The sequence below is a fragment of the Thalassotalea fusca genome, assembly GCF_053485835.1.
Genome location: NZ_JBQRUN010000024.1, coordinates 19,033 through 38,497 on the forward strand (window position 1 = coordinate 19,033; position 19,465 = coordinate 38,497).

Annotated in this window: 15 protein-coding genes and 1 tRNA gene; 6 read left to right on the top strand and 10 right to left on the bottom strand. The window is 38.2% G+C overall.

The genetic code is table 11. The features are described 5' to 3' along the window. Positions 1 to 23: 23 nt before the first annotated feature. The gene (locus tag ACSLUK_RS18470; protein ID WP_448550271.1) at positions 24 to 1,772 is read right to left on the bottom strand and encodes a putative bifunctional diguanylate cyclase/phosphodiesterase; all 1,749 of its coding nucleotides are present in this window, start codon (positions 1,770 to 1,772) and stop codon (positions 24 to 26) included. A 268-nt stretch (positions 1,773 to 2,040) separates the two neighbouring features. Here ACSLUK_RS18470 and ACSLUK_RS18475 point away from each other — a divergent pair, with 268 nt between their 5' ends. Next, positions 2,041 to 3,777, top strand: coding sequence for an ABC transporter substrate binding protein (locus ACSLUK_RS18475; protein ID WP_448550272.1), 1,737 nt, complete (start codon positions 2,041 to 2,043; stop codon positions 3,775 to 3,777). Positions 3,778 to 3,957: 180 nt separating this feature from the next. Beyond that, positions 3,958 to 5,676 carry a sensor histidine kinase gene (locus tag ACSLUK_RS18480; RefSeq protein WP_448550273.1) on the top strand — a complete coding sequence of 573 codons (1,719 nt, stop codon included), beginning with the start codon at positions 3,958 to 3,960 and terminating at the stop codon, positions 5,674 to 5,676. An 84-nt stretch (positions 5,677 to 5,760) separates the two neighbouring features. Here ACSLUK_RS18480 and ACSLUK_RS18485 read toward each other — a convergent pair whose 3' ends face one another. Beyond that, positions 5,761 to 6,558, bottom strand: coding sequence for an MBL fold metallo-hydrolase (locus ACSLUK_RS18485; RefSeq protein WP_448550274.1), 798 nt, complete (start codon positions 6,556 to 6,558; stop codon positions 5,761 to 5,763). Positions 6,559 to 7,389: 831 nt separating this feature from the next. Further along, a complete protein-coding gene (locus ACSLUK_RS18490; protein WP_448550275.1) occupies positions 7,390 to 8,148 on the bottom strand; it encodes an SDR family oxidoreductase in 759 nt (252 codons plus the stop codon). Positions 8,149 to 8,524: 376 nt separating this feature from the next. Here ACSLUK_RS18490 and ACSLUK_RS18495 point away from each other — a divergent pair, with 376 nt between their 5' ends. Continuing rightward, positions 8,525 to 9,352 carry a tyrosine-type recombinase/integrase gene (locus ACSLUK_RS18495; protein ID WP_448550276.1) on the top strand — a complete coding sequence of 276 codons (828 nt, stop codon included), beginning with the start codon at positions 8,525 to 8,527 and terminating at the stop codon, positions 9,350 to 9,352. A 217-nt stretch (positions 9,353 to 9,569) separates the two neighbouring features. Here the strand turns inward: ACSLUK_RS18495 and ACSLUK_RS18500 are convergent, their stop codons facing one another. The 6 genes from ACSLUK_RS18500 to yejK form a co-directional block, all read right to left on the bottom strand. Next, a complete protein-coding gene (locus ACSLUK_RS18500) occupies positions 9,570 to 10,718 on the bottom strand; it encodes an alpha/beta hydrolase-fold protein (protein WP_448550277.1) in 1,149 nt (382 codons plus the stop codon). Positions 10,719 to 11,322: 604 nt separating this feature from the next. Next, positions 11,323 to 12,141 carry a substrate-binding periplasmic protein gene (locus ACSLUK_RS18505; RefSeq protein WP_448550278.1) on the bottom strand — a complete coding sequence of 273 codons (819 nt, stop codon included), beginning with the start codon at positions 12,139 to 12,141 and terminating at the stop codon, positions 11,323 to 11,325. Between the two features lie 13 nt (positions 12,142 to 12,154). Next, on the bottom strand, positions 12,155 to 12,976 hold the full coding sequence (locus tag ACSLUK_RS18510) for a M23 family metallopeptidase (RefSeq protein ID WP_448550279.1): 822 nt from the start codon (positions 12,974 to 12,976) through the stop codon (positions 12,155 to 12,157). Then, complete coding sequence (locus ACSLUK_RS18515; protein ID WP_448550280.1) at positions 12,966 to 13,850, bottom strand: 6-carboxytetrahydropterin synthase; 885 nt, start codon at positions 13,848 to 13,850, stop codon at positions 12,966 to 12,968. Before ACSLUK_RS18515 ends, ACSLUK_RS18510 begins: the two co-directional genes overlap by 11 nt. Before the next feature lie 10 nt (positions 13,851 to 13,860). Then, positions 13,861 to 14,892: a dihydroorotase gene (gene pyrC / locus ACSLUK_RS18520; RefSeq protein ID WP_448550281.1), complete on the bottom strand. Its 1,032-nt coding sequence runs from the start codon at positions 14,890 to 14,892 to the stop codon at positions 13,861 to 13,863. An 88-nt stretch (positions 14,893 to 14,980) separates the two neighbouring features. Continuing rightward, positions 14,981 to 16,039, bottom strand: coding sequence for a nucleoid-associated protein YejK (yejK, locus tag ACSLUK_RS18525; RefSeq protein ID WP_448550282.1), 1,059 nt, complete (start codon positions 16,037 to 16,039; stop codon positions 14,981 to 14,983). Positions 16,040 to 16,116: 77 nt separating this feature from the next. Here yejK and ACSLUK_RS18530 point away from each other — a divergent pair, with 77 nt between their 5' ends. From ACSLUK_RS18530 to ACSLUK_RS18540, 3 genes are all read left to right on the top strand, one after another. Then, positions 16,117 to 16,329 (top strand): YejL family protein, encoded by a 213-nt coding sequence (locus tag ACSLUK_RS18530; protein ID WP_448550283.1) that lies wholly within the window; start codon positions 16,117 to 16,119, stop codon positions 16,327 to 16,329. A 54-nt stretch (positions 16,330 to 16,383) separates the two neighbouring features. Then, positions 16,384 to 18,075, top strand: a complete 1,692-nt coding sequence (locus ACSLUK_RS18535) for a DUF3413 domain-containing protein (protein ID WP_448550284.1) — start codon at positions 16,384 to 16,386, stop codon at positions 18,073 to 18,075. Positions 18,076 to 18,148: 73 nt separating this feature from the next. Next, positions 18,149 to 18,225, top strand: a tRNA-Pro gene (locus ACSLUK_RS18540). 105 nt (positions 18,226 to 18,330) lie between these two features. Here the strand turns inward: ACSLUK_RS18540 and ACSLUK_RS18545 are convergent. Beyond that, positions 18,331 to 19,353: a pre-peptidase C-terminal domain-containing protein gene (locus ACSLUK_RS18545; protein WP_448550285.1), complete on the bottom strand. Its 1,023-nt coding sequence runs from the start codon at positions 19,351 to 19,353 to the stop codon at positions 18,331 to 18,333. Positions 19,354 to 19,465 lie beyond the last annotated feature (112 nt).

Here is a 19,465-nt window from a genome sequence, read left to right on the forward strand (position 1 = left end):
AAGGCTAAAATTACTCTAATGAATTAGTGAAACATTTCAGATTCAATAAGGCATTGAATATTTTGAGGGCGTCCCAAATAGTAGCCTTGTAAACCGTCACAACTTAATTGTTGAGACATGTTGAATTCTTGCTCGGTTTCAATGCCTTCTGCAACAACCTTTATACCGAGGTTGTGAGCCATATCAATAATACTACTTGTCATCGTATGGTGTTGCTTATTGTCAACAATTCTATGAATCAATGATTTATCAATGTTAATAATATCTACAGGTAGATTTATTAAATCTTTAATAGACGTTGAGCCGGTGCCGAAGTTGTCAATTGCAATGTTGACGTTATTAGCTCTAAGGTGAGCAATATTAAATCTACTGTGAGCGGACATTTCACCAAGTTTAGATTCAGTTAGTTCAAGACATATCTTAGTTGGGGGGATGTTGTATTCCTCTAGCCAACATAAGAAAAGCTGACCAAAGCCTTGTTTTGCTAACTGGTTAAGCGTGATATTGATTTTAACCGAGTCTAATTTGAAGGTATTACTATTGAAAGCATCAATCAGCTTCTTAGCTTGATTTAGCACGACTTTGGTTAACTCATTTATACAAGACTTCTTCTCCGCAATAGGTATAAATTCAATAGGTTCAATCTCATTTAACTCGCTTGAATTCCACCTTAAAAATGCTTCAACATCCATGTACTCGTTATTTTGAGTATCTAATACTGGTTGAAATAGCACTTCAAACTCTTCATTTGTGATTGCAGCATGCATCTTTGATGCTATAAGGTTTTGCCTTTCAAAGCCATTGCCAAAATGACTCTTGTAAAAACAAATCGCATCAGTGCTGTTGGTTTTCGCTTTTTGTAATGCTTGCTCTGCTTGTTTGGTGAGCAACTCGAGTGTATTAGCTTCAGGGTAAAATGACACACCATATGAACATGTTAGCGCAATTGATTTTTCGCCAATCGCAATAGGGCGTTCAACCGAACGTTTAATACGATTTATCAAACCAAATACTTCTTCTTTATTAGATTTTAGCTCTATAAGTAGTAAAAACTTATCTCCAGTGTAGCGCGTGACTAAATCAGAATCCCGTACGATATGTTTAATTCGCTTTGCCATGTCGACTAAAATAGAATCTCCCGCACTTATTCCACAGCTTTCATTAACATGTTTAAATCTTTTTATGTCGATAAAAATAAGCGCTAGTTCTTTACTGTTTCGAGCACATACTCGTATGGCACGCAGTGCAATTTGTTCGAAAAAAGGACGGTTAGCCAATCCTGTTAAGAAATCGTAGTGGACACATTGCTGAAGCCGCTTGTTTTGTTGCTCAGCAATTGAAAGCGCGTCTTTTAACACCATCTCAATCTGCTTTCTTTCTTTTGCATAACGTAAGCTTCGAGCTAACGATTGAGATGTCACATCTTGTTTATTCAAATAGTCTTGTGCCCCCCGTTTAAGCGCATTAACAGCGATATGTTCATCGCTTTCACTTGTGAGCACCACAATTGGCAGTGTTGGATACCTGTGAACCAAGTAGGGTACATTGTCGATCCCCGAACGGTCAGGTAAATTTAAGTCTAGAATAAGTGCTTCAAATGTTGCGCAATCTAGGGCCTTGGCAATGTCTTCAAAAGTTTCTACATGAAGAACCGAGCAAGATGTTCCATACGCATTGGCCAACATTGCCTTTACGATTTCGGCATCAATATGAGAATCCTCTGCTAGCAAGTAACTTAGCGAATGAGCATTCGGCGGCTGTAAATTTGTCATGTCAGTTCCTTTAACAAAAAGAAAAAAGCTATGCCATTTATCATCTTGTTTACATTTATTATTGTTCAATACAGCTACCACATAGAGTAGGCATTGATTATTATAGTCTTGTTTAACCGACTACGCGCTTTTATCTAGTAAATTAGTGCATTACGCAGGCTGTGTTACGCTGCGGCTAATTGGACTTTAACCACGCTATTTCTATACTGAAGTTAATTGCCACATCATATCGCACGGCTATTAATATAAACGTATTCAAGGTGAACTAATGAGGTACGCAAGGCAACTAGTTGTTCTAATGTTGTTGTTACTTACAGCTAAGGCAATTGCGTCACTTGAAACTGAACCACGCATTCTCTTGCTAAATTCCTATCACGCTCAATATCGCTGGACAGCTGATTTAACTAAAGGAGTACAGGATGAGTTATCGGCAGTAATTCCTACAGAGAATTTACACGTTGAGTTTATGGATGAGCGCCGTTTCATCGACGATGACGTGTACCACAGAAAATTACTTGACCTCTACAACTATAAATACGCCATCAACAAACCTAGTCTAATCATAACGAGTGACGACCCAGCGTTTAATTTCATACTTGAACATGGAGAAGAAATGTTTCCTGGCATTCCAATTGTATTTTCAGGCGTAAATGTTTTTAACGAGAATAGAATTAGTGGGAAGCCATGGATTACCGGGATAGTTGAAGGTCAGGCTATTCAGGAAAATCTGGAATTAATCGCAACAGTTCAGCCTGAAGTGAAACGCATTATACTTTTGGCCGATAATACTGGATTTGGGTATCAACTGTACTTAAGCGCCAAGGAATTAGAACAGTCTTGGCGTGTAAATTCTAAGTACAATCACATAACGCTCGATATCAGAAATACCTTTGATAAGCAGAGTCTTGCATTACAAGCCAAAAGTTTTGACAAGCAAACGGCCATATTGCTACTAGCGATTCATTATGATGTTAATGGCAAGTATTTTTCGTATGACAATGATGTACCTTTCTTATCAAAGCATAGCAAAGCACCTATTTATGGTATGTGGGGTAGCTTGCTACTTGATAAAGGCGTCATTGGTGGGGTTGTCAACAATCCTTATAAACACGGGAAGAATGCTGCTAATATCGCAGTTAGAATACTAGCAGGTGAAGACATTCGAAATATTCCTGTAAAAACAAAGGCTGTTTATAGCCCAGCGTTTAATCATAATCAGCTTGAACGATTCGAAATTGACCGGACATTACTCCCCAACAACGCATTAGTTGTTGCAGCGCCTGATTCCTTTTACGACAAATATACGACAGCTGTAAATAGTGCCGTAGCAACGTTGATCGGATTAGTCTTAATAATCGTTATGTTAGTGCTAAATATTGCGCAGCGACGCAGTGCACAAAAGCAATTAAAGGCGTTTAACAGAAACCTAGAAAAAATGGTCGCTGAAAGAACGTTTGAACTGGATGAGCGTAACAGAGCGCTTGAGCAAGCTCGCGCTAAACTAGAAAGTTTGGCGTTTAACGATAGTTTAACGTCGCTAGGTAATCGTAGGGCTGCAAATGATTATTTAAAACGGTTTCTAGCACGAAGCGTCATCGACAATCAACCATTGGCAATTGCGCTAGTTGATATAGATCATTTCAAGCGAATTAATGATAATTTTGGACACTTAATTGGCGATCAGGTGTTGGAAAACGTCGCAAAATGTATGGCAAGCTCTATTAGACCAAGTGACTATGTTTTTAGATGGGGTGGTGAAGAGTTTTTAATATTATTGCCAGCAACTAACTTTTTTGGTGCTGAACAAGTTTGTCAACGAGTTCGTACCAACGTTGCATCGCTATCGATAGAGCAAGTGAGCACTGTTACGGTCAGCATTGGCGTTACCGTCGCAAAATCAAGTGATACGACCGATTCGCTGTTGCAAATTGTTGATGACGCGCTTTACAAAGCAAAAGCGTCAGGAAGAAACACTATAGTAATAGATCAACGCAGAGTCGATTAGCCAATGAATAAGAGAATTTGACAACTCATGAGTATTCGCTTTTTGCAGATTTGAACGCCATACCTGAAACCCAGCTAATATACTAAAAATAAACGATAAAGTGCGCAATGAGCCAATCCTTGTCTATAATGAAAACTACTATGCCAAGCAATAAGCTTGAACAATTTGTAGAGATGACCATTGAGAAAGGATCAATCGTTTAGCTTATTTCGATTTTTTGGCCAACAATCAGTTAAGTTTTCTATATTAACTATGTTGTTCGCGGTCATCGTTTACGCACATCATAACTTTGCATCAAAAACCGAAGAACAGACACGGTTAGCCTGGCAACAGGAAGCACAGGAACGAGGGTGGGATGCAATCGTAACATTTTATTATTGGCTAGATTTACGCCAAATGATGATTAAAAATCTTGTCAATTCAATCAATACTCAGGCATTAGATGCTTCATTCAAGTCATTATCTCAAAAGTATCTTTCAATAGAGGATAGTAACTCTTCATTAAACATGGAGTTTTATTTGTTGAATAACGAAAAGTTAATGAGTGCGAGATCATCCGAAGCTATTTCGCTTGAATTGGAAACACTATATGAAAAACTAAATTCTCGTGCTGCTAGTACGATCGTTTCTATCATAGGAGACGAGTCGTCACATCATATCCTAATTGCCTACCGTATACCCAGCACACATGCGTGGGCATTTACTACAGCCCCCTTAAATGACATTTTTCAATCTATCTCACAGTTTAACTTACCTGCAGGAATAAAGCTTACGGTAAAACATAGTGAAGATGGCGAACTGTATTACTCAGAAGAAAGCTCGGAAAAAGTTTGGCATTTTGCAGTAGAAGAACTAGTTGGCGATATGACTTTGGCTTTTGACTTTGTTGTTGAAAAAGAGTTCGTTGGACGGTTTGGTTCTATCGCATTTAGCTATTTCAGGTATTTAGGATTTATTTCCATCGTATTAATCTATCTATTTTCTTTAATATTGGTAAACAAGATAAAGCTCCAACAAGTTGAAATTAGACGACGTAAAAAAGCCGAATATGAACTTGATTCGATCAACAAGAATCTTGAACATTTAGTTGAATCAAGAACAACTGAACTAAAACAGGCCAATGACGAATTACATGCCACGATGAGTAAATTGGCTGAGGCACAAAAACTGGCAGCCCTCGGTAACTTGGTATCTGCGATTGCTCATAAACTAAATACGCCTTTAGGGACAACAATTACTGCGCTTTCTCACATTGAACATGAAGAATCAAATTTGAGAGTAAAATTAGAAAGCCATAAGTTAGGAAAGCAAGATTTATTAAACTTTTTGGAACAGGCTGAACAGGCAACAGATATTGCATTAAACAATACCAGCAGGGCGGCTGAATTAGTCCAGAATTTTAAACAATTGGCGAAAGTTCAGGAAAAGTTGCCTGTGGAAGAATTTGATATCCGTGAAGTCATAAATAGCGCCATTATTGCTTCTAAACAAAGATGTGGTGAAGCAATAGATTGGCGAAAAACTAAGATCTTGAAGCCAATTTTATGTAAAGGATTCCCGGCATTACTTGAAGAAAGTCTCACTAGCTTGTTTCATAACGCCTGGTTACACGGTCTAAAACAAAATGAAGGTATTATTAGTTGTGATATTGCGATTAATACCGACAATGAAATAACTATTATTGTTGAAAATACAGGTTCACCAATTTCAGCCGACAGACAAGAACGCATTTTTGAACCATTTTACACTGACCGCCTTACAGAAGACTCAAGTGGATTAGGCTTGTACATAGTACACAATATCATTGTTAATCAAATGCATGGTCATATTGTAGTGGCAAAAAGCTCACTTGGTGGTGCACGCTTCGAAATAACAATACCAACAGAAATTAGTGTCTAAAAACCAATTAAACGCTGCGATTTAATCAAATAATACAGCACATTATAGGCAAGCTAATTCGTTTAGAAATTACTAATAACATTATCATTTGAGCGCATGGTTTAGACCAAAATACATGACTTTACGCTTCATTGATCTAGTTTCCTTTGGATGCAAAGTAATACTTGGACTCGTGAGTTTTATGACATCTTTTTGGCGATTAACCCATTCATCAGCACTTTGCAAAGTAGATAATACGCTGTTGACGCCTTTAGCATAATAATGAGCAGGAATAATAATATGAGGTTGATATCGAGCTAATGCCGCGTCCACATCTTGATAACTAAGAATATGTTGTGAGCCATCTATATTCATAATTAGCACATCAACAGATCGAAGTAGATTCTCTGCGATTGGGTTCGGTTGTGGGCGATTATCTCCCCAGTGCGCAATCCTTATGCCGCCAGTTTCAATAATTTGTATAAAATTGTCCATGTGCAAATAGTTATTGGGAGGACAATAAGTTTGACCAAATTCGTTTGCTGAATCAGTCCATTTGTACCAGCCTTTGGCAGCGCAAACATGCTTGTCAGCAATACCGGTTATTTTTACGTCTCCCAAACGAAATTCACCAGACAAACGTTCTAAGACCATAGTCGATTGCGGGCGATAAACAGCGTCGTGGTCAAAATGTGCATGAGTAGACAATACAATATCAACAGCCACGGCGGGAAATTCTCTGTTAAACCAAAGTCCCCATGCGCCAGAAGGATCGTTTCTCCACGGGTCGATTAAGATGTTTATCCCGTTAGGTGAAGTAATCTTAAAGGCCATATGACCATAAAACGTGATGTTGACGTTTCCGGCTTTTGTATGATCGCCACCAATACGTTGCATATTCATTACGTTATTGTTGTTGGTCGTTTGTTTCCATGAGACCGAATCTGCAGCTACTGGCTGAGTAAACAAATTGCAAGCAACCGAGCAGGCGAAAAAAATTAAATAGGGGGCTTTCATATGGTTAACGTTTTATTAGTTTGAGCATCATAAATACAAGTGTAGTCGCTGTGCTTGATTGCAGTTACCTAAGTCCATTAGTTTTACCTGAGAAATACCAACTTCCTTTGGAACAAATAATTTAGACAAGTCGGAAATGTTATTAGATCAACAACAAGGTTCAGTGCTATCGATGAGCTCACGACACGCTTGAGGCGCTGATTATCAATTTACGGCAACATGCTGTTCATTTGGTAATAAGACAAACTCGAATTTATGTAAGATTTGATTGAATAAAAGCAATGTCTAAAGAATTAAAAAGGCTTACTTTATACGTGACGCTACGTAAAATTTAACGGGGAAATACCTATATAGTGTAATTTTATGCGAGTAGCGCAACGTTGAATTATAGATTTATTATCGAAGCATACTGGTTAGTAGTTCTATAAACAACTAGGAAGAGTCTTGCAGGCATAATAAAACCTTGGCCCCCATAAATACTTATAATTATTACTTATTAAAATCACTATTTTAAAAGACTATCCATATGAGTTAATATGATATTCACTCATTAGCCAATTTGACTGCCATTTATTTGCATTTTATATCGTGATGCTACGTGCACGAAATTTTGTTTTGCGGGTATCTCCTCACTAGATTTTACGTAGCGTCGCCTATAAAACGAGCTAAACCAATGATATCCCTTATATTATTGGGGTTTCAGTGCTTTTTGAACGTTTATAAACCCCCAATTACGTCTATAAAACTTCCAGTTGTAAATGACGACTTTTCACTGGCAAGCCAATAAATGGCTTCGGCGACTTCTTCAGGATGTCCGCCACGTTTCATTGGTACACTTTGTTTTAGGCGTTCAATTCTATTAGGCTCGCCACCATCAGCATGCATGTCAGTGTAAATCAATCCAGGTCTTACACAATTAACTCGAATGCCTTGGTCAGCAACTTCCTTAGCAAAACCAATTGTCATTGTATCAATTGCGCCTTTGCTGGCAGCGTAATCTACGTACTCATTTGGCGAACCTGATTTTGACGCGCCTGATGATACATTAACGATGCTACCGCCGCGGCCGCCATTTAGTGTCGACATTTCCTTGGCCGCATATTTAGCGCAAAGAAAATAACTTGTGACATTCGTTGTCAGCACTTGATTGATTCGTTTCTCATCCATGTCAACAAGTGGCATTTGCGGTTTTAGTATGCCTGCATTGTTAACTAATACAGTAATCGCTCCAAGATTGTCTTTAACTTGAGAAAATAAACTCCTAACTTCAGCTTCGTTTGAAACGTCGGCAGCAACTGCCATGCAACGAACATCTCGCTGCTTAATTTGCTGCATAACTTTTTTTGCTTCGTCGGCATTATTTTTATAATTGATGCAAATATCATAGCCATTTTGGGCAAATAAAATGGCTGTTTTTGCACCAATACCGCGACTAGCACCTGTAATTAACGCTATTTTTCTATAATCTGATGTCATACAAGCCCCCTACTACTGTCTAATTTTCAAACACTTGGCGTGTCTGATATTAGTAAGTTTTATACTGACAGTATTTTAACCTAAGTCACTATAAATAATGAAATATTCAACAATAACTCAGTAAAATATCCGGAGAAAAAAAGGCATTCATATAGTGAATTGTGTAGCTTTGACACTTACATTACAAATAAATGGATAGTTGAAAACGGTCTCCTTGTTTCAAAGGTGTTTTTCAATGTCTTTTGGCTTTCGCCCACTATTTCGTTATAATTTTTTTTATATCTCGCTTTGAATTATTCTAACATTGAGCTTTACCAACAAAACTGCTTCTGAAGTGTATCTGCTATCTTTGCAATCAACGCAAAGCCGGGTAACTATGGCATCATTATTAAATGTGATGGCGTATAAATTACAGCAAAAAAAAACGCACCAAGAAGTCGATTGGTCCAAATTACACTACGAACAAATATTGATACTGATGTCTGAGCTATCAGAATCAGGCAAGTCCCCTGCTACTATCAACGTATATTTGTCAGCGTTAAAAGGCGTCGCAAAAGAAGCATGGCGAAAAAAGAATATTGATGTAGAAACTTATCAACATATAAAAGAAATAAGACGGATCAAAGGAACCAGAAGCATTAAAGGTCGTGCTTTAGATTTGGATGAGCTCAACCAATTGATCGATTATTGTATGGCGCAAGATGGTGTTATCGCCATGCGAGATGCTGCGGTCGTTGCATTAGTTTATGGCGCTGGCTTACGTCGACACGAAGCGGCGGGCTTACTGTTATCAGATTTAGACATTGAAAACGCAACGCTCAAAGTACTCGGTAAAGGTAACAAGGAACGTATAAATGCTTTGCATAATCGTATTTTGGAAATTCTCGAAGTATGGCTAGATGAACGAGGATTTGCGCCCGGACCATTATTCTTAAGGGCTAGAAAAGGTAATAAACTGATTAATGAACCAATTTCTGGCCAAACGATTTACGATATTATTATTCGTCGTTACAAAGAAGCTGGCCTTAAACGGTTAACGCCGCATGATTTACGCCGTACATTTGCCACTAAATTGTTAGAAAATGGTGAAGATGTATTCCTAGTACAAGATCTAATGGGACATTCTTCTGTTGAAACAACAAAAAACTACGACCGACGTAATGAAAAAGCCAAGAAAAAAGCCGCTCAAGCTTTGCCTTTCTAAATAGATATAGACCAGTTGATTTCACATCACAAAGAAGACATTAGCGGCACTCGATTTTACATAGGAATTACGTCTGCTTTAGAGCCGAAAGCGGACATTAACAGTTGTTGTAAGCCGCCTAGACTTACGGCTTACAGGGTTTACTTCATTTCCATGGATGTTATTCTTCTTTTACCCATTAGTAAAATTCACTCTTTTAATGGGAGCCAATTTGGCTCTAGAGTCTTTGAAGCCACCTTTTAGCAAGTGAAAAATCTGGGTCAATAGTCAATGCTTTTTCGAACATAGCCTTAGCATTTTCAAGTTCACCTTGTTGTTTTCGTAAAACACCCATTCCGACATATAATATCTTACCTTCAGGATACACTTCTAAGGAATATTGATAGATTTCTTCTGCTACATCTAAATTCTTACCTATTATCATGTCAAAACCAAGGTTCATTAAGACCGATATTGGTGGCTGGATTTCATACCCGTATCGTTTTGATAGCATTTCGAAATGCTGTATCACTTTATCCAAGGAGTCCAATTTTTCGTAGGGATTATAGTCAGGATATAATGCAAGAAGAAACTTTGTGAAATCCGTTGCAGGTACATGACCTTGGTTTACCAATTCATCCACTTTATAGGTAAAACTCTGTGGTTTATGTTTCTCTACAACACTAGAAAATTCCGAAGCAATTTTTGACATATCCTCATCATCGCTATAAATGATGTGTAGAGATCTATTTTCCGTCAGTGTTTTTAACGGACCAGATTTTATTTTTTGTTGAAGTACTTCCGGTATAACCTTAATGGATGGGCTACTTGCAAAATAACTATTAAACAGCAAAGGGTTGTTAAGTAGTGTGTAAACAGTAAAAAAGCCGCTGTTAGAACCGCCAAAGAGAATTCTGAATGGAGCTGTTCGGTATTTCTTATCAACGTGTGGTATTAGCTCTGTCTCAAAAAAGTTAATATAATTATCCGGGATCGTTGTGTCTTGATTTTCCCTGTTTGGCAATAAAATACTATTTCCATTGGGTAAATCTATTCCAATGAGTATCATCTCAGGAATTTGCCCCTCACCCATGTAATCTAGTGTAGAAGCTAACATGGCGAACCGTGCTTTGTAACCTGAGCCCAGCATATATAACACCGGATAGGTTTTCTTAGATTTATCGTAGTTAGTAGGTAAATGGATTGACAGTGGAATTTTTTCGTCTAGCACTTTTGATTGAAATGAAGACTTTTTTCCCAAAGTAACTGCTGGTTCAGTGTGCTCTGTTAAACGAAGGGAATCAGGATTCTTTTCTGCCTTTTCTTGAGCAAAGACAGTGCTTAAGAATAAAGCACATGTCAATATTAATAACTTTGTTTTCTTCATGTTTTCTTCCTTTTGATATCGTGCTTGTAGTTGTTTTATATTGATTATTGTTTGGGTCTGATTGAACAAGCAGTCAATTTAAGCGAACTGGCTGACAAACGCCTGACGTCCTTATGACTTTTAGATGAACTTTCCCTGATGACTAATTAAACACGAAATATCATGTAGTTACATAGAATAGCTTGGTACTACTAAGACTTGCAAACTATAACAATGAATAAGGTCATGTCCGCTGTAGGGTAGTAAGTTGACCTTAGGTGTAGTGAACAGCTAAGGGTCGCTTTGTGTACAAAGTGATCCTTATTTGAAGTCAATATTTATCGTTATAAACTTCAGTTTTGTGGAAAGAGTTAGCTATCAGACATGTAAGAACTATTCAAACCTCAATATCTGCTATGGGTCAATTTAATAAGTGACATACAGCTGCTGTAGGTCAGCTACTTAGTAAGATTTCAAACTTACTGAACTCTGTTTACGGAAGCTATTTGTCAAATTGCAAACACTAAATTATCTCACTAAATCTTACTCAGTTCATTTAGATAACTAAATATACTACGCGTCTAGACTCTTTACACTGTAACTCGTAATATGAATACGTGGTCGTTTACCGGTCAATTTTACTTTGTGGTTTAGTTAACGAAGTAGCTTGAGTATCTTTTGTCCACTTTTCAATAAGCTTGTCTATTTCTCCAGACGCTGCCAGTTTTGCTATTGCTACATTAAACTTATTCACGATGTCTTGGTGCTTAGATTTACTACTTACCATAAAACGAATTTCAGACTTATGAATCGCTAATTGATGGCGTTCTATATCACTGAGTAATTTGTATTTTTTGGCGAAAGCGTACATTGCAATATCATCTGCAAGCACACCGTCGATTTTACCTTTCATTAATAAAGACATGTTTTGTTCAAGGTTTATTGACTGACTAATATGGGCGTTGAAATCATCGAGGCCACTAAGCGACTCAAATTCTTCACCGTAATAGTAGCCATCTTCTGCTCCAATCATGAACTTAGAGCCAATAATGTCAGCTAGGTGTGAAAATGGCATTTTATGTTGTGTATCTTTGCGTACAAAAAGCGCTACTTGTTCAAAACGGTAAGGCAAAGTGAATTTAGCATATTGTTTGCGTTTTTCGTTTGGTGAAGTGCCCATTGCAATGTCGACCACACCAGTCCTGATGAATTGCAAATGTCTTTTCCAAGGAAGTTCTGTAAACTTTAATCGGTAACCTGCTTCCGCAGCGACAACGTTGGCAATGTCAATATCTAAGCCAACAAGTTCATTTTGTTTGTTATAAAACTGGTAGGGATACCAAAGATTCCAACCTACACTTAACTCAGGTAGCTCTTCACTTTGTTGTGCAAGAGAGGAATGAAGGAATGTTATTGTAATGAGCAAAACGAATAACTTCTTCATTTACCTCTCCCTGTTACTCGACTGACTCAAGAAGTATTGGCTTTACCTTCAAAACGAGCGCAGGATCAATCCTGGTGTCAAACCAATTTATTCGCCAATCTAAATGCGGACCAGTTGCGCGTCCAGAAGCACCAACTGCAGCTACTATCTCGCCTTGTTTAACACTATCACCTGCTTTTACATACGCGTCACTTAAATGAAGGAACGTAGAAGAAACACCTTGTCCATGATCAATAATCATAGTGCCACCAGAGTAAAACATGTCTTTTACATATAAAAGAACCGTACCATCTGCAGGAGCTTTAACAGGATCGCCTACATCACCTGCATAATCTAGCCCAAAATGAGGCCATTTAGGTTCACCGTTAAAAATACGTCGGCTACCGTAAACCCCAGTTATCGTGCCGTCAATAGGCGCAACAAACCCTTTGGCAAATGCGCTAAGTGAACTAGCAACTTTTCTGGCTTCTTTTATTTGCGCATTATCTTGCTTAATTCGGGCTTGTGCCTTTGGGTTTGGCTTCATGATACTTTTTTTGATGCCATTAATACGCTGCTCATTGTATTCGCGCTTTTTTGGGGTAAATTGTTTAACAGTCTTTTGACCTGATTCAATCACCGTCAGCGCGTAGTGTTGGTCATCATCACGACCAAAACCAAACACAAAATCACCGTTTTCAGAAACAGTTAACTTTTTGTCGTTGAGCAATACCATTGCATCAGGGTGTGCTTTACCTATGACCAATCCGCCTTGAATAATCTCACCGCTTAACTGAACATCTGCCAATGCACATTGAGAAACAAACAAACACATTGGCAATAGTTTACGAAACACTCGCTATGGCTCCTTTTTGAACGCCTTCATAAGCAACTACTTTAAAACTACTTTCGGGATGCAAAGCCTTCAACTGTCTGGCGATGTAATCGGCTAGTAATTCTACCGTAGAGTCACAATCTACTACTTCTAATATACTGCTTGGCACAGCAATATCAAATCGCCCTTGAGGAGCAAGATAACTAAAAAATTGATGATCGGGCGTCAATTTGCTCAAAGCAAACGGTGACAATTGAATTTCTGATTGATCGATGCGGTCGGCTTCAGAGGCAATATATACGTCTTCCCAGCGCTCACACCAGTATGACTCAAGTGACGTTGAGCGTTCACCATTTTCAAATAGTTGAATCTTAGAGCGGTGGCCATGCGCGATTCTCTGACAATTACCATCGTGAAGTTTCAAACCATGCGTGTAATGGTAAAAATCAGAAGGAATATCTTCAGCTCTTAACTTGATTTCTAATCCTTTAACATTTTCGGGAAGTTCACTCAAAATGACTTTCGTTAAGTGTGCAGTTACCGATTCGATATCAATTTTATCAGCGTCAATTTGAGCAAAAGCGCACGCAGGAGACTGAAGAAAATAGTCGCCAACTTCTGATAATATATCAACATGCTGATGGCCATCATTAAATGCTGAAGCGCTTAGAATTATCTTATCTGAGTTTCTGGGGATCACGAGTTTATGGTCAACAGCATCGTCTATGATCGCTTTTATTTGCTTCTTAACTACGCCAAAATCAAGCACCATACTCATTTCATTGAGATCACCACTTAGCAATACATCAACAATCCAACTTTCGCCCACAATGCCACGCTTTGTACACGCATAAGAAAAATCAATAACGGTTAAATCATTTACAAATAATTGCATTTTAGCTCAACTACTCCGCCACTTGCCAAGCAATGGTTTCATTTGCTCTAATTGGTACCACACAGTCATTGCCAAATGCTAACGTATCAGGCACTGACCATTCTTTCTTAACCAACGTAATCTTATCGCTGTTTACAGGTAATCCATAAAATGCAGGCCCATTTAAACTAGCAAAAGCTTCTAATTTGTCCAATGCATCTTCTTTTTCAAATGCTTCTGCATAAAGTTCAATTGCAGCATGCGCAGTATAAGCACCCGCACAGCCACATGCAGATTCTTTAGCATGTTTTGGATGCGGCGCTGAATCAGTACCTAAAAAGAATTTTTCACTACCACTGGTCGCGGCACTGATTAAGGCGTCTTGGTGAATATTACGTTTAAGAATTGGCAAACAGAAAAAATGCGGGCGGATGCCACCAACTAACATATGATTGCGATTGAACAATAAGTGATGTGCAGTAATAGTTGCCGCTACGTTTGCTCCAGCCTTTTGAACAAACTCAACCGCGTCTTTTGTCGTAATATGTTCTAGTACAACTTTCAATGAAGGATATTTAGCAACCAAAGGACGTAAGATAGTGTCGATAAATATTTTTTCACGATCAAAAATATCGATATGTGAGTCAGTCACTTCGCCATGAATAAGTAATGGCATATCTACGTCTTGCATAGCTGCAATTACATTATCAATATTGGCAACGTCTGTGACACCAGATGAAGAGTTTGTTGTTGCTCCTGCTGGATAAAGCTTTGCCGCGTAAACCAAACCTGATGCTTTAGCTTCTTTGATATCTTCAGGTGTCGTTTGATCGGTAAGATACAAAACCATTAATGGCGTGAAATGAGCTGCAGGCTTTGCCGCCATAATTCTTTCGTAATATTCCTTCGCAGAATCAGCATTGGTAACTGGTGGTGCTAAGTTCGGCATAACGATGGCGCGACCAAAATAGCGACTGATGTCTTTAACTGTTGTCGAAAGCGCTTCATTATCTCTTAGGTGTACGTGCCAATCGTCAGGTCGAGTAATAGTAATTTGGTTCATTTGTTTACCTTGTACATCACGATGAAAAAATCGTAATTGAATATATTAATTGTTTCTTGTGAATAAACGTATATCAGCTCAAATACGGTTATTCAGTTTGCTCATGCTGCATTTCGCTAGCAATAAGCTTTAATAACTGATCTTTTAAGTTTGGTGGCACTTTATGAATAATCAGCGTATCCGCCGCCTGATTATATACAACGTCTTTGCCAAAGTGACCTCGTTCAAAGCTAATGCTTATGCCGTTTCCGTAACCAGAGTATTTCGTTACTTTGTTGACAATCGCTTGCTCGTGAGGAAATGATTCTTCTATATCATACGCTTGTGTTTGACAGAACTCATAAAACCCCTGTTCGTCATCACCTTTAGAAAACACCTGGTCTATTTCCTTTATAGAAACATCCTGTGCACTTTCTTTTTGCTCTTTACAGTAATTTAGTAATTCTTTACGCGTTTGTTGCTTTTCTTCTGCATCTAACTGTTTTACGGCAACATAGTCTTCAACGGCCTGAACAAGTGTTTGCGTTTGCGCTTTAGTATCGATGCCTTCAACACAATGGAGAAAATCAAGGAAGAAATCTGAAACTTTGCGCCCTGCACGCCCTTTGATAAAGGAAATATAGCGGTTGCCCTCAGCATTTTCTTTATAGTCGAATAAGTCGATGCGAACCGCTAATTGAAGTTTAGCGGTGTCTAAATGTTGATTAGCTGAAATATTGAGTTCGCCGTCTACAGAATAATGTTCACTCATCGGAATGATTGCGATCATTAAATAGCGACCGCCCATATACTCGTAGTGGCACAATACCAAGTAGCCAGTTTCAGCAATATCGTATTTGGCTAGTTCAACTTTTAACAGATCAGCAGACAACGCACTGAACTGATAAAAGCCTTTATCACCCGCTAAATAATCTTCCATAATTTCGACAAACGGCTGACTATCACTTTCACCTTCTCTAGGTTCCGTTGAAAAGTGGCCGTATGCTTTACTGCCCTTGCTGTTATATACAGCATGCAATGATTCAATAAAACTTTGGATTCGATCACTTACAGGCAATTCTTCGGGGCCTAAGCGAAGGGTCACTTCATTACTTTCTTCTTGTTTGGAAATGAAATGCAGCGCAATATTAGAAATAATTAAACTCATAATTAAAGGTCAGTATTATATTTTGATAGCTTTTGTTAAACTTGGCGTAAGTCATTTTAACACAAATTAAATTTTATATGCCTATTGTATCCAAGTATTCTAATGAACGTGTAGAAAAAATTATTCAAGACATCTTAGATGTATTATCAAATGAATCTGCCACACCTGATTTAGCGTTAATGTGTTTAGGTAATGCGATTACCGACATCATTAATACTGATGTACCAGAAAAACATCGCAAAGCCATGGTTGAAAATTTTACCAAAGCACTTAAACAATCGATTAAATAAGATTATTATTTAATAAAAACATAAAAATCAATTTAATAGAGACGACACGCGCTAATGGTTTCATTTGGTTCTTCTAATTACAGCAAAAGATTACTACATCTCATAAGCTGGAGTCACTGGTTTACCTTTTTTAATATTATTGTCGCTATTGCGCTGTCTTCTTTCTATTTTATTAGTGAATCGGCACCTGAGTCAGCGCTAGGTTTACTTTATATGCTAGTCAACTGGGTGAGTCATATGGGCTTTCTCACGTTTATTGGCTTTTTATTAATTATTTTTCCAATCACGCTGTTATATCCCAACACTCGTTTCATCAGAGCGACTGCGTCGATACTCTTTGCCTTTGGATTATTATTGCTCTTATTAGATGCATTTATATATAGCCGTCTTGGTTATCATTTGAATGCATCTTCAAGCGAACAAATTATTGCACTTATTCAGTCACAAATTAGTCAGAACAATCGATTATTTTGGTTTGTCAGCTTAGTACTTACCATTTCTATTCTGGCCTTCGAATTGGTTGTCAGCAACTACGCATGGAAACATTTACGCGATTTACAGCGTACAGTATTTGCAAAATTTGTCGTTTTTGGTCTTGTGAGTTGTTTTTTTGTCAGCCACCTACTACACATTTGGGCAGATGCTAATCTTGAATACGATATTTTGAGACAAGATACGATTTTACCTTTGTCTTACCCAACAACGGCAAAAACCCTACTAACGAAATACGGCATGTTCGATAAAGCCGATTATATTGAAAGACGAACTAGCCCGTTAAAGCTTCGTGACAGCCAAGTTTCATATCCAACAAATGATAGCGTTTGTGATGATGATAAACCTAAAAATTCCGTTTATGTGGTACTAAGAGAATCGCCATTAACCAGTGAGTTAATTCATCAGTTTTCTCAAAGAACTCAATCAACTACGTACAATCTAGAAAACCATATCGATAACGCGTTACCAAAAAATGCATGGTTTAACTTCATTTATAGCCTGCCAAGTATTTATCAGGACGACATTTTAAGTTCAGGCAAAAAGCCCGTATTGTTTCAAACGCTAGAAAATAAACAGCTGTCTTCATCGTTAACTGTAATAAGCAAAGATCAAGAAAGCCACTTGGTTGATGGATTCATCAATTTATTTGACCGCTTCCAGCATGTCGAAAACGTAGCGCCATTAATTTTTCAGCAGCAGCTAGGACAACAAGAGCACGGTTTACACCTGTTTTATTTCACTAAATCACAGACTTTCCAATATGAATTGTTCGTTGATGCGCTATTACTATCGCAAAAGCACAAGTCCATGAAAGACATTATTTGGATAGGCTCATTAGGCAACCAAGAAGTAAACACCGTTTTGATGACTAAACCTGCATTGTTAATTCTGCCTGATGCGAAAAAACAAAAAGTCTCAAAACTAACAAGTCAGATGGATGTTCAACCCACTCTACTTGAAAATTGGTTTGGCTGTAATATACCAACTACTGCTTATAGTTCAGGTGAAAACATTGTTGAATTAAGTCACGACAGAGTGATCGCGAATACCTTAGATAGCGGCATTGTGGTATTCAACAAAGATAAATCTGTGTTTATCGATCAAAATGGTAACTTTCAAAGTTATTCTCGTCAGTTAGAAGCACCCATTGTCACTTCAGCAGATTTTCCGCTCATGATTGATGGCGTACACTTTATTAAACAGTTTTATCAGCAATCTAATATGAGTAATAATTCAGCAAACGATAAATAAGGTGACTATTGTTGATTGCAATTAATAATTAAATCATTAATATACACAGCTCATCATTCATGATGATACTTGTCGGGATATAGCGCAGTCTGGTAGCGCGTGCGTCTGGGGGACGTGAGGTCGCAGGTTCAAGTCCTGCTATCCCGACCACTTCTCTTCTTATATTTTCGTTTATAGACTTTCCATTATTAAGACAGTACGGGTAATGATATTCACCGTTTGAAAGTGAATATCATCAAGACTAAACCTGTCAACTTAATCATAACTCCCCACTAAGGTTACGCCCGAAAAGTTTCGATAGCCGTTAATACGGATATGATACGTACCATTGGTATCTGTTAGATTATTACAGGTTTCGTTATTACCATTGAGGTAAGGACGACAATCGTAATCGTTGTTAGTTGGCTTTGAACCAAATTTCACAAACAAATCAGCATCACCACTACCACCACTAATTTCAAATTTGATGTTCGTTGCGCCAGTTGGAACAACCATTGTGTATTCTAGGTCTTGGTTTCTGTTACCACTCAAGTTCGACACAGGTGTGCCATTTTTTAACTCGTTTTGAGGCGGCGTTGTATCAGTCTGGTAGCTTGCTTGCAGATTTACGTTATCAATTTTATTCCATGCTTGCACCATTACGTGATAGGTACCAGCCTGAATATTGTTTATCGTACACTGCTCGGTACTGCTTGAACTAGTGCTCTTACAATCATAAAAATCACTTGAAGGTTTAGCATTATATTTCACGAATAAGTCCGCATCCCCACTTCCACCGGAAGTATTGAATGACAATGATGTCGCTTCTGCGGGCACTTCAAAGGTATAAAACATTTCTGCCTTTGACTCCCCAGACACAGAAACAGGTACATTATTCTCTAGCACAGAGGAATCTGGTGGTATTACAACATCTCCACTTTTCGCCAATTCTGCAATGTAGGCAGATGCAAGTCTCGCGAAGTTAAAGGAGTGCCCAGCATCAAACGATGTATCACCTGAAGTATGAATGCTACGATTGTAGTCGCTCATATTCGACTCAAAAGGCATAGAAGCTGGATACCCCTGATTATGCCAAGAAGCATGATCAGAACAACCGTAACCACATTGATCAAAACCATAGTTAATGTCAGTTAAGTAAGTATCGATCAATTGCGTCATGAATGTGTTTTGTGCACTATTGGTATAATCCGTCATAAACACAATATCTTTATTAGAAGTCCCTTTATACCCTGACATATCAAATTGTGCGACGCCTATAACCTGCTTTGTAGTGGTCAAGTAAAATTGGCCACGGTTTTATAGTTTTCCCAGTATCTTTTTTCAGATTCGTTTGGAGTTAAGCCTCCGTTGTATTGATGCGGTCGCAATTGATTATAGTAACCCACAATAT

What these genes read in the sequence shown, in the direction of transcription:
- ACSLUK_RS18495 (WP_448550276.1), top strand. Translation starts at nt 8,525, where the DNA reads ATGGCATCATTATTAAATGTGATGGCGTATAAATTACAGCAAAAAAAA.
- ACSLUK_RS18485 (WP_448550274.1), bottom strand. Translation starts at nt 6,558, where the DNA reads ATGAATATGCAACGTATTGGTGGCGATCATACAAAAGCCGGAAACGTC.
- ACSLUK_RS18475 (WP_448550272.1), top strand. Translation starts at nt 2,041, where the DNA reads ATGAGGTACGCAAGGCAACTAGTTGTTCTAATGTTGTTGTTACTTACA.
- ACSLUK_RS18490 (WP_448550275.1), bottom strand. Translation starts at nt 8,148, where the DNA reads ATGACATCAGATTATAGAAAAATAGCGTTAATTACAGGTGCTAGTCGC.
- ACSLUK_RS18470 (WP_448550271.1), bottom strand. Translation starts at nt 1,772, where the DNA reads ATGACAAATTTACAGCCGCCGAATGCTCATTCGCTAAGTTACTTGCTA.
- ACSLUK_RS18500 (WP_448550277.1), bottom strand. Translation starts at nt 10,718, where the DNA reads ATGAAGAAAACAAAGTTATTAATATTGACATGTGCTTTATTCTTAAGC.
- yejK (WP_448550282.1), bottom strand. Translation starts at nt 16,039, where the DNA reads ATGAGTTTAATTATTTCTAATATTGCGCTGCATTTCATTTCCAAACAA.
- ACSLUK_RS18530 (WP_448550283.1), top strand. Translation starts at nt 16,117, where the DNA reads ATGCCTATTGTATCCAAGTATTCTAATGAACGTGTAGAAAAAATTATT.
- ACSLUK_RS18535 (WP_448550284.1), top strand. Translation starts at nt 16,384, where the DNA reads ATGGTTTCATTTGGTTCTTCTAATTACAGCAAAAGATTACTACATCTC.
- ACSLUK_RS18505 (WP_448550278.1), bottom strand. Translation starts at nt 12,141, where the DNA reads ATGAAGAAGTTATTCGTTTTGCTCATTACAATAACATTCCTTCATTCC.
- pyrC (WP_448550281.1), bottom strand. Translation starts at nt 14,892, where the DNA reads ATGAACCAAATTACTATTACTCGACCTGACGATTGGCACGTACACCTA.
- ACSLUK_RS18515 (WP_448550280.1), bottom strand. Translation starts at nt 13,850, where the DNA reads ATGCAATTATTTGTAAATGATTTAACCGTTATTGATTTTTCTTATGCG.